Below are 10,708 nucleotides of genomic sequence, written 5' to 3' on the forward strand. Positions count from 1 at the left end.
AATACATCATACATATTGCGTGGATGAAGCATGCGGGAGAAGGCAGAGGCCTACCGAAGGAGTTAAACTCTCAGGTATCCGTATCCGGATGGGACCGTATGCAGACACGACTCTGGAGAGTCCCTCTTGGGCGCCGAAGGTGCACGGAAGTCATTTCCTTATCTCTCAGGCAAAAGGACAGAGGCTGTAAAAAGCGCAGATAGCGTATTTGTGCGTTTGTTTTGGCCTGTCTCCGGAGACATGATGGAGACAGGCTTTTTTTGTTATCATTTTTCTTTTTATTCGTTGCCATACCATGGGATAGAGAAAGGGAGAGAGTCATGAGTTTAGAAACATTGAATGCGATTGACAGTTTTATCTGGGGGCCGCCGTTACTGATTTTGCTGATCGGCACAGGCATCATGCTGACCTTCCGGCTCCGGTTATTACAGGTTTTCCGTCTGCCGCGGGCTTTGAAACTGATATTTACGGCGAAAAATCAGGGGGAAGGAGATATCGATAGTTTCAAAGCGCTTTGCACGGCTCTGGCTGCGACGGTCGGTACAGGCAACATCGTCGGCGTCGCAACGGCTGTACATGCCGGCGGGCCGGGGGCCATCTTCTGGATGTGGATGGCTGCCTTTGTCGGCATGGCGACAAAATACGCCGAAGGCTGTCTGGCTGTCCGCTACCGCACGGTTGATAAAAATGGGGAAATAGCCGGCGGGCCGATGTACTACATCGAAAACGGTCTGGGAAAGAAATATAAGCCGCTGGCTGTCCTGTTCGCCTTCTTTGGTGTTCTCGTCGCCTTCTTTGGCATTGGTACCTTTGCACAGGTCAATTCCATTGTAGAAATCACCCGTCTGACGGCGGACATCCCCGTCGAATACACGGCAGTCGTCCTCACCATCGTCGTAGCGGCTGTTACTATCGGCGGCCTGCAGTCCATTGCCCGGGCCGCTTCAAAAATCGTACCGGCTATGGCTGTCATTTATGTCATTTCTACAGTTGCCTTTCTGGCTATCTTTTATGAACAGATCCCGGCTGCTGTCTATGAAATCATTCACGATGCCTTTACTCCGACGGCTGCTGCCGGCGGCTTCCTCGGTGCTACCGTCCTCGTCGCCATGCGCAACGGCGTGGCCCGCGGCGTATTTTCCAATGAATCGGGCCTGGGCAGTGCTCCTATCGTAGCGGCTGCGGCCAAGACAAAATGGCCGGCCGAACAGGGACTCATTTCCATGACCGGTACCTTTATCGATACGATCATTATCTGTACGCTCACCGGGCTGGTCCTCGTCGTCAGCGGTGCCTGGACGGGTGATGTCAACGGGGCTGCTCTGACTAATGCGGCTTTCCTGCAGGCTTTCCCGGCCTATGGCAGTGTAATCCTCTGTGTCGGACTGACACTCTTTGCCTTCACGACTATCCTTGGCTGGAATTACTATGGGGAACGCTGCATGGAATATCTGGTTGGCGTCAAAGGAATCATGCCGTACCGCATCGTATTCATCATCCTCGTGGCCTGCGGTGCCTTCCTCAAACTGGATGTCATCTGGATTCTGGCAGATATCGTAAACGGCCTCATGGCTATTCCGAACCTCATCGCCCTCATCGGTCTTTCGGGCGTCGTCGTAGCCGAAACCAAGGCTTATTTTGCTCATGTCAAAGCAGAAGAAATGGCAGTAGCAGAAGAAGAAAAAGAAACGGTCAGCGGCGACTAACACAGGAATCTGTGGTATACAGACCAGGTTACTAGAAAAATACGTATGGACGGAGCTGTCCTCGTGGGCGGCTCCGTTTCTTCTGGTTGAAATATGCAGAATACCCCTTGACGTATGGATACAGTATGGTATAATTAATTTTGTTCCAGTATTTTATGCCGGAGTGGCGGAATGGCAGACGCACCTGACTCAAAATCAGGCGGGTAACACCGTGTGGGTTCAAGTCCCACCCCCGGCACCATAGAATAGGAAAGGCTGTCCCATTAAGCAGATACATGCTTGATGGGACAGCCTTTTTTTATGCTTATTATACATAAAAGATACAGAAAGAATTGTTCTATTTTTCTGGAAGTGTGATATGGGCGTCGGTTTTGACAAAATTAAAACGAAAAGTTTACATAATAAAAGAATAAATAATTGTAGAATATGAATAAATATACCATAAGAAAAAGAAACGGATTTTCGACGCGAGATTGTATATCTATAAATAATGTTTATTTTATGCGTTTTGTTATAATTTGTTTTTTATCGTCATTTATGGTAAAAACATTACGTTACGGCGATAATTACGTAATTTTTGCGATATTTATATATTGAATAATATAAATATGAATAGAATAAAATATAAAATCATTTTGTATTTATATTTAAACATATTATAAACAGTTTATAATTTTGCAAGAACTCCTATTGATTTTTCTATGCAAATGAATGTATGATTACAAGTAGTATTAACGCGCATAATTGTAAAATAAGTTAATATTATTATTTGGGTCGTCGTGTAAAGGAGATACATGGTTATGACAAAAAAACATTCATTGACTCTTTTGATTCCAGCCTTTTGTTCTTATCTTACTCATCATTTCAGAAACCCAATCAGATAATCCGGCCCGGGAACAGGGGAGTGCTACAGGAAATGGTATGAAAGGAATAGTATTTCATTACAACAGGGGATGATATCGTCGTTTTTAGGGTAACAGGCCCGGACATCACGAGTACAGGCAGACCGGTTGCCGTACATAATGGACAGGACAGGCCCATGCATTAACAGGGGGACAGCGATGTTCGTCTGTATCTTTGACAGGCAGGTGAACGGTATGAAATATCAGCGTCGCATGAAAGAGTTACGGCAGGAGAATAATATGTCTCAGGCCGACTTAGGAAAAGTTTTGAAATGTACACAAGTTGCGTATGGGATGTATGAAAATGGCAAACGACGGCTTCCTATCTGCGGCCTCATTACATTGGCCCGGTTTTACGATGTATCAGCGGACTATATCCTGGGGCTGACGGATAGCAAGGAAAGAAAATGAAGGGGAGTCATCGCGGCGGGAACTTTTTTGTTTCGAAGAACTCTGCTTTTATGATATAATACAGGTGTGAGCCTATATTGGAGGGAGTGGAGTCGATGAATGAAATTTTTACGCGGCGCAGTGTGCGCAAATTTTTGCCCCAGCCGGTAGAAGAAGAAAAAATTGAAAAAATGCTGCGGGCCGGTATGGCAGCACCGTCTGCCGGCAATCAGCAGCCCTGGGAATTTTACGTAGTCCGCGATAAAAAAATATTGCAGGATTTATCCCATTGCAGTCTCTATGCCGGATGTGCTGCCAAGGCACCGGCCGCAATTGTCGTCTGCAGCCGCGATGACAACATGCGTTTCCGCGCCTTTGCCAACCTGGACCTCAGTGCCTGTGTAGAAAATATTCTGCTGGAAGCTGTCTGTCTGGGCCTGGGCGCTGTATGGCTCGGAGTTGCGCCATATGCGTCCCGGGAATTGAATGTGCGCCGGGCTATCGGCATCCCGAAAGGTCTTACGGCCTTTGCGGTCATTCCTGTTGGCTATGCTGCCGATACGGTGGAAGAACGGGCGAAAGAGGATCGTTTCGATCCCGACCGGATTCATTACGTATAAAAAAGACTCCTGCTCAGGCAGGAGCTTTTTTATATACATATCTGTAAAGAGAAAGGAAAAAGAAGCATGTTTAACGTAGGGTTTAGTGAAGCTCTGGTCATCTGTATCGTAGCCCTGGTCGTATTCGGCCCGAAAAAGCTGCCGGAAATCGGACGGGCCCTGGGACGGGGATTACGGGAATTCCGCAAGGCGGCGTCGGATGTGATGGAAGGGGCGGAGGAGGATACAAAAGATGGAACCCAGGGAAAAGACCGATGAGGCGGTACTGCCGCTTACGGGCCATCTGGCAGAATTCCGGCGTCGCCTTATATACTGCCTGGCAGCCCTGGCACTGGCAAGTGGCGCTTCCTATGCGTATATAGAAGATATCATTGCCTTTATTTCAGCTCCCGCAGGGAAATTATATTTCATGCAGCCGGCGGAAGTGTTTTTTTCATATCTGCAGGTGGCGGTCTGTACGGGATTCCTGGTTACCGTGCCCGTGTGGGCGTATCAGCTGTGGCGCTTCGTCCGGCCGGCTCTTACGGGAAAGGAACGACGGGGTGTCTTTCTGTTAGTACCGGCTGCGGTAATCCTTTTCTACAGTGGGCTGGCCTTTTCGTATGCCCTCGTATTGCCGCCGGCTATGCGCTTTTTTATGGATTTCGCCAGTTCTTCCCTGCAGCCCATGTTTTCCCTGTCGGCTTACCTCTCGTTTTTTATGTCTTTTACAGTGCCGTTCGGACTGGCTTTCGAACTGCCCCTGGTCCTGCTGGTTCTGTCCCGCCTCGGACTGGTCACGCCCCAGGGGCTGCGGCGGAAACGCAAAGCTTTCATCGTCCTTGATTTTATCTTTGCCGCGGTTATTTCGCCTACGGGAGACGCCTTTACCCAGATGATGATTGCCCTGCCGGTACTGATCCTATACGAAGGCAGTATCCTGGTCATGAAATGGCTGGACAGGGGGCGTCTGGGGAGCCGTAACTACGTGCCATAAAAGCTGCTGTCTTGTATACAGTATTTATATTGTTTAGCACCGGCCTTTCTCTTGTAAAGTTGCGGGCATTTGTTATAATTAAAGTTGCAGTGAATTGCCTATGGGGAGATAAAAAAGGCAGACGCTGCCATCCAATATAACAGGAGGGACTATTCATGAAAAAAATTCGTTCGGTTTTAGTGGCCAACCGTGGTGAAATCGCTATCCGTGTATTCCGGGCCTGCAACGAGCTGGGAATCCGTACCGTGGCGATTTACTCCAAGGAAGATTCGCTTTCCCTGCACCGTTTCCGTGCAGATGAATCCTATCTGGTAGGCCAGGGGAAGAAACCGGTTGATGCATATTTAGATATTGAAGATATAATCCGCATTGCCCATGAACATGATGTCGATGCTATCCATCCGGGCTACGGCTTCTTGTCGGAAAATGCCGATCTGGCCAAACGCTGCCAGGAAGAAGGCATCATCTTCATCGGGCCGAAAGTCGAACACCTCATCATGTTCGGCGATAAGATCAACGCCCGTATCCAGGCTAAAAAAGCCGGTATCCAGTACATCCCCGGCAGTGACGGCCCGGTCATGAATTATGCGGAAGTAGAAAAATTTGCCAAAGACGTAGGCTTCCCGATCATGCTGAAAGCCGTCAATGGCGGCGGTGGCCGCGGCATGCGCATGGTAGACCGCATGGCCGATCTGCGCGATGCCTATGATCGTGCTAAATCCGAAGCCAAACTCGCCTTTGGCAGTGATGAAATTTATCTGGAAAAGTGTATTGTCAACCCAAAACACGTAGAAGTACAGATCATGGGTGACGAACACGGCAATGTCGTCCATCTCTACGAACGGGACTGCTCCATCCAGCGCCGTCACCAGAAAGTCGTTGAAATCGCGCCGGCCTTTGCTCTGCCGCAGCAGCTGCGTCAGGATATCTGCAATGCCGCTCTCAAACTTATGCGCAATGTCCATTATGTCAACGCCGGGACGGTAGAATTTCTGGTAACGCCTGATGGCAAGTTCTACTTCATCGAAGTCAATCCCCGTGTCCAGGTTGAACATACGGTCACGGAAATGATTACGGGTATCGATATTGTCCAGACGCAGATCAAGGTAGCCGAAGGCTATGCTCTCGACAGCGATGAAATCGGCATCAAGTCCCAGGACGACATCGAATGCCGCGGCAATGCCATCCAGTGCCGTATCGCTACCGAAGATCCGACCAACAATTTCATGCCTGATTCGGGAAAAATCATCGTATACCGCAGCGGCGGCGGTTTCGGCGTCCGCCTCGACAGCGGCAATGCCTTTGCCGGTGCCATCATCACGCCGTACTATGACTCGCTGCTGGTCAAGGCGACGACCTATGGCCTGAACCACGCCCAGGCTGTACAGAAGATGCTCCGCGTTCTCGGTGAATTCCGTATCCGCGGCGTCAAGACCAATATCGGTTTCCTCATCAACGTCTTGAAACAGCCGTCTTTTGTCAAAGGCGATTACAATGTCAACTTTATTGACGAACATCCGGAACTGTTCAATCTGCCTGTCGTTCATGACCGTGGCACGAAGCTGTTGAAATACATCGGCGATACGACGATTAACGGTTACACCAATGCAGGGCCGCAGGAAAAACCGGAATTTGAACGGCTTGAACTGCCGCAGCCGGTGGAAGGCCCGTATCCCGACGGGACGAAACAGATTTTTGATTCCATGGGACCGGAAAAATTCTCCCAGTGGATCCTCGACCAGAAAAAAGTCCTCATCACCGATACGACCATGCGTGATGCCCACCAGTCCCTGATGGCGACGCGGGTACGCTCCATTGATATGCTCCGCGTGCTGGAAACGGCTTCCAAAAAGCTGCCGGGCTTCTTCTCCTATGAATGCTGGGGCGGCGCTACCTTCGACGTGGCCTACCGCTTCCTTTATGAAGATCCCTGGGACCGCCTGCGCCAGATGCGCAAAAAGGCGCCGAATATCCTGCTGCAGATGCTCATCCGCGGCGCCAATGCCGTAGGTTATACGAGCTATCCTGACAATGTAGTCAAGAATTTCGTACAGCTGTCTGCCAAGAACGGCATCGACGTATTCCGTATTTTCGACAGCCTGAACAGTCTGGATAATATGTATGAAACGGTACAGGCCGTCCGCGAAACGGGCAAGATTGCCGAAGTCGCCCTCTGCTACACCGGCGATATCCTCGATCCGTCCCGTCCGAAATATAATCTCGACTACTATGTCCGCATGGCAAAAGAACTGCAGAATGCCGGCGCCAACATCATCGCCATCAAGGATATGGCAGGACTGCTGAAACCGGAAGCGGCATACCAGCTCGTTTCGGCCCTCAAAGATGCCGTCGATCTGCCTATTCACCTCCATACCCACGATGGCTCGGGCAATGCCGTGACGACACTCTGCCGGGCTGCCGACGCCGGTGTCGATATCGTCGATGCGGCCTATTCGGCCTTTGCCGGTGGTACGAGCCAGCCGAGCATGAATACCTTCTACTATGCCATGAGCGGCAAGGACCGCCAGCCGGACCTCAACATTGATGCCATGGAAGAAATGTCCCGTTACTGGGCAACCGTACGGCCATATTACAAAGGAGTCGATAAGGCCGAACCGTATCCCAACACGGAAACGTATTATTGTGAAATGCCTGGCGGCCAGTTCTCCAACCTCCGCCAGCAGGCGAAAGCCGTCGGACTGGGCGACCGCTGGAACGATATCAAGAAGATGTACCACGATGTCAACCTCATGTTTGGCGATATCGTCAAAGTTACGCCGTCTTCCAAGGTTGTCGGGGATATGACGCTGTACATGGTACAGAACGATCTGACGGAAAAAGATATTTATGAAAAGGGCGATACCCTTGATTTCCCCCAGTCCGTCGTAGAATTCTTCGAAGGCCGTCTGGGCTTCCCGTATCAGGGCTTCCCGGAAAAACTCCAGAAGATTATCCTGAAGGGAAAGAAACCTCTGACACAGCGTCCTGGCAAATTGCTTGAACCGGCTGATTTTGAAGCTATCCGTAAGAAACTGGAAGACGCCGGCTACAGCCATAGCGACGAAGACATCAACGCTTACTGCCAGTATCCGAAGGTATTTACGGACTACAATGACCGCAACAAGAAATATGGCGATGTCAGCGTCCTCGACACTCCGACCTTCTTCTTCGGTATGAAGCAGAATGAAGAAATCACGGTCGAACTGGAAGAAGGCGTAGACCTGGTCATCAAACTGATCAATATCAGCGATCCCGATGACAGCGGCATGCGTACCATCACGTTCATGTTCAACGGGGCAGAACGTGAAATCCAGGTGCAGGACAAAAACGTGGACCAGACCAGCGTCACCAGCAAGAAAGCCGATCCGGACAAGATCGGTGACATCGGCGCTACCCTTTCCGGCTCCGTCGTCAACGTCCTCGTCACCAAGGGCCAGAAAGTCAAGAAGGGCGATCCTCTGGTTGTAACGGAAGCCATGAAGATGGAAACGACCATTACGTCACCCATCGATGGCGTCGTCGGTGAAATCTATGCCGTCAAAGGCAAACCAATCATCAGTGGCGACTGCCTCCTGGAAGTACTGGAAGGCTGATCCTGATAGAAGTATATATGAATCCGTGGCATGAATTAGCTGTCATGCCGCGGATTTTTTTTATTCAGCCGTGCCTCCCGCTTATGGCAAAATGACTGTGCAACATCACAAACTACAAACAGAAAAGAGGTTGTCTTTGTGGGACAACCTCTTTTGGGTATATAGGACCAGAATCTGTCTTTTAATGGCTGTATTGGGTGCGTTTGCGGCGCACAGTCCAGCTGATGGCCAATAAGATGAGACCGGCGGCGAAGAAGACATACTTCATGCCGATGAAGGTGGCGATGGCACCGCCCAGGATAGGACCGGTCATGGCGCCAATCTGCTGGGCCGAGAATAACAGGCCGAAGACGTGGCCTTTGGTGCGGGCGTCGGTGTGTTCGGCCAGGATGGCATTGATGGAGGGGAAAATGCCGGAGAAGAACAGGCCTACGGCGAACTGACTGGCAGCAAATCCATAGAGCGTCGTCGGCAGGGCCTGGAGAAAAAAGAATATGCCTGCCAGGACCAGGGCATAGCGCATGGATTTGAAGAATCCGTGGTGCTGTCCAAAGCGACCCCAGAGGGGAGCCGTAATGGCGCTGGCAAATCCGCCGAGAGAAAAGACGAGACCTGAAACAAAGACGAGATTATCCATATTCTGGGCCATATGAGAGATATACGTAGTCAGGATAGGCTGGACAATGAGGATGACGACCTGCACCAGGGCAGAGCAGATCAGCATGTGAAAGATGATAGGGACTTTCCACAGGCTCTTTGGTTCGGCCGTGGCCTCTCCTTCGTCAGGCTCTGCCGGCTTGGCCGGTACACGGCTGAGGTCTGGTTCTTTGATGAAAAAGACGAGGACGAGGAAATTCAGGAAGAGAGCGCCTGAGGCGAGGAAAAAGGACATGCGCATACCGAACAGTTCTGCCAGGATGCCGCCGAACAACGGGCCGATGATGCCGCCTGCCGTCAGGGCTCCCTGCATGATGCCCAGACAGATGCCCAGTTTCTGGGGCGGCGCATAAATGGTCATGATTGCCAGTTCCATAGGCCACAGGCCGGCGGCAAATCCCTGGAACATGCGCATAAATGTCAGCTGCAGTGGCGTGGTGACGATGCCGCCGAGAAAGTAACTGACAGACAGGAGCAGGCTGGCGCGGATAGCCATGAGACGCTTTCCCTTGCGGTCGGCCATTTTTCCCCAGATAGGAGCCATGATGGCACTGACAAGGAAGGTAGATGAAAAAACAATCCCCGACCAGATATTGACCGAAGTGGCGGAGACGCCCAGCTCACGGGTCAGGTACATGGGGAGAAAGGGAATGAGCATCGTATAGCTCGATGACATAAAAACGACATTGCATGTCAGGATAGCAAGACAGACTTTCCAGTTCACGTAATCGGCTCCTTTCAGACAGAGGTAATAGAAGGAACAGCCGGAGCCGCGACGCTGAGTAGAAGCGTCGCGGCTCCGGCGGATATTTTTTGTATCATACTATTATAATACGGCAGTTTGACAATTTCAACATTATCCGTTGAAAATTCATACCTATACTTCTATAATAAAAGCAGTGTCATTATAAAAGAAAAGAGGATAGGACCATGTTTTTGTATATTATCAAGCGGATAGGCGGTGCCATCGTCGTCCTGTGGGCAGTCATTACGATTACCTTCGGGCTCATGCATGCCATTCCCGGTGGCCCGTTTACAGAAGAAAAAAAACTGCCTCCGGCCGTACTGGCCAACATAGAGGAACGGTATCATCTCAATGATCCCCTGCTGACGCAGTATGGCGATTACCTGAAACACGCTGCCGTACTCGACCTGGGGCCGTCTTTCAAATATCCCGGTCAGACGGTCAATGAAATCATAGCGGAAAGTATGCCCGTGTCGGCCCAGCTGGGGCTGATCAGCCTGTTGCTGGCGCTGGGGACGGGCGTAACAGCCGGTCTTCTGGCGGCGTGGCGCAAGAATACGTGGATGGATTACGCCCTGATGCTCGGCGCGACCTTGGGCGTTTCTGTGCCGAGTTTTATCCTGGCAGCCGTCCTCATACAGCTCTTTGCCTTTACCTGGCCGGTCCTGCCGGCGGCAATGTGGAAGGGGCCGGCCTACGTTATCCTGCCGGCGCTGGCTCTGGCAGCCCATCCTACGGCCTTTATCATGCGCCTGACCCGGTCCAGTGTCCTCGATGCACTGTCCCAGGATTATATCAAGACAGCCCGGTCCCGCGGTATCAGTACGCGGCGGCTCCTCTGCCATCACGCTCTTCGCAACGCCCTGCTTCCTGTAGTCAGTTATATCGGCCCGCTGGCGGCGGCACTGCTGACGGGAAGCTTTATCGTCGAATCGATTTTTGCCATTCCCGGACTGGGGCGCCATTTCGTGACCAGCATCTATAACCGCGATTACACGGTCATACTGGGCATTACTATATTTTACAGTTTTCTCATTATTTTTATGAATCTCATCATTGATCTCATATATCCGCTGCTGGATCCCCGGATCCGGCTGCAGAACCACAAGGAGGGATGAC

The 10,708-nt window shown here is 51.0% G+C and carries 8 protein-coding genes, 1 tRNA gene and 1 riboswitch; of the genes, 8 read left to right on the forward strand and 1 reads right to left on the reverse strand.

The features are described 5' to 3' along the window. Positions 1-102: 102 nt before the first annotated feature. A riboswitch (glycine riboswitch) is annotated at positions 103-191 on the forward strand. Between the two features lie 129 nt (positions 192-320). The 7 genes from ACGTIC_RS03700 to ACGTIC_RS03730 all read left to right on the forward strand — a co-directional run bounded on the left by ACGTIC_RS03700 (position 321) and on the right by ACGTIC_RS03730 (position 8,187). Continuing rightward, a complete protein-coding gene (locus ACGTIC_RS03700; protein ID WP_059076667.1) occupies positions 321-1,706 on the forward strand; it encodes a sodium:alanine symporter family protein in 1,386 nt (461 codons plus the stop codon). 157 nt (positions 1,707-1,863) lie between these two features. Beyond that, a tRNA-Leu gene (locus tag ACGTIC_RS03705) sits at positions 1,864-1,947 on the forward strand. An 856-nt stretch (positions 1,948-2,803) separates the two neighbouring features. Beyond that, positions 2,804-3,019, forward strand: coding sequence for a helix-turn-helix domain-containing protein (locus ACGTIC_RS03710; RefSeq protein ID WP_059076801.1), 216 nt, complete (start codon positions 2,804-2,806; stop codon positions 3,017-3,019). A gap of 95 nt (positions 3,020-3,114) precedes the next feature. After that, positions 3,115-3,618, forward strand: coding sequence for a nitroreductase family protein (locus tag ACGTIC_RS03715; protein ID WP_059076669.1), 504 nt, complete (start codon positions 3,115-3,117; stop codon positions 3,616-3,618). Between the two features lie 66 nt (positions 3,619-3,684). Continuing rightward, positions 3,685-3,876, forward strand: coding sequence for a twin-arginine translocase TatA/TatE family subunit (locus ACGTIC_RS03720; RefSeq protein WP_059076670.1), 192 nt, complete (start codon positions 3,685-3,687; stop codon positions 3,874-3,876). Continuing rightward, positions 3,851-4,594, forward strand: a complete 744-nt coding sequence (gene tatC, locus ACGTIC_RS03725) for a twin-arginine translocase subunit TatC (RefSeq protein WP_113855407.1) — start codon at positions 3,851-3,853, stop codon at positions 4,592-4,594. The genes ACGTIC_RS03720 and tatC overlap by 26 nt, the downstream gene beginning before the upstream one ends. A 155-nt stretch (positions 4,595-4,749) precedes the next feature. After that, positions 4,750-8,187 (forward strand): pyruvate carboxylase, encoded by a 3,438-nt coding sequence (locus ACGTIC_RS03730; RefSeq protein WP_394522511.1) that lies wholly within the window; start codon positions 4,750-4,752, stop codon positions 8,185-8,187. Between the two features lie 181 nt (positions 8,188-8,368). On the opposite strand, the gene ACGTIC_RS03735 is transcribed toward ACGTIC_RS03730, so the two are convergent. Beyond that, positions 8,369-9,568 (reverse strand): MFS transporter, encoded by a 1,200-nt coding sequence (locus tag ACGTIC_RS03735; protein ID WP_075581962.1) that lies wholly within the window; start codon positions 9,566-9,568, stop codon positions 8,369-8,371. A 206-nt stretch (positions 9,569-9,774) separates the two neighbouring features. Between ACGTIC_RS03735 and ACGTIC_RS03740 the strand changes: the two genes are divergently transcribed. Next, positions 9,775-10,707, forward strand: a complete 933-nt coding sequence (locus ACGTIC_RS03740; RefSeq protein WP_059076674.1) for an ABC transporter permease — start codon at positions 9,775-9,777, stop codon at positions 10,705-10,707. Position 10,708: the final 1 nt, after the last annotated feature.

This window comes from Megasphaera hexanoica (assembly GCF_043520715.1).
Taxonomy (GTDB): Bacteria; Bacillota; Negativicutes; order Veillonellales; family Megasphaeraceae; genus Megasphaera; species Megasphaera hexanoica.

Excerpts from the sequence above, each read along its gene's own strand:
- tatC (WP_113855407.1), top strand. The coding sequence starts at position 3,851 with ATGGAACCCAGGGAAAAGACCGATGAGGCGGTACTGCCGCTTACGGGC.
- ACGTIC_RS03710 (WP_059076801.1), top strand. The coding sequence starts at position 2,804 with ATGAAATATCAGCGTCGCATGAAAGAGTTACGGCAGGAGAATAATATG.
- ACGTIC_RS03700 (WP_059076667.1), top strand. The coding sequence starts at position 321 with ATGAGTTTAGAAACATTGAATGCGATTGACAGTTTTATCTGGGGGCCG.
- ACGTIC_RS03740 (WP_059076674.1), top strand. The coding sequence starts at position 9,775 with ATGTTTTTGTATATTATCAAGCGGATAGGCGGTGCCATCGTCGTCCTG.
- ACGTIC_RS03720 (WP_059076670.1), top strand. The coding sequence starts at position 3,685 with ATGTTTAACGTAGGGTTTAGTGAAGCTCTGGTCATCTGTATCGTAGCC.
- ACGTIC_RS03715 (WP_059076669.1), top strand. The coding sequence starts at position 3,115 with ATGAATGAAATTTTTACGCGGCGCAGTGTGCGCAAATTTTTGCCCCAG.
- ACGTIC_RS03730 (WP_394522511.1), top strand. The coding sequence starts at position 4,750 with ATGAAAAAAATTCGTTCGGTTTTAGTGGCCAACCGTGGTGAAATCGCT.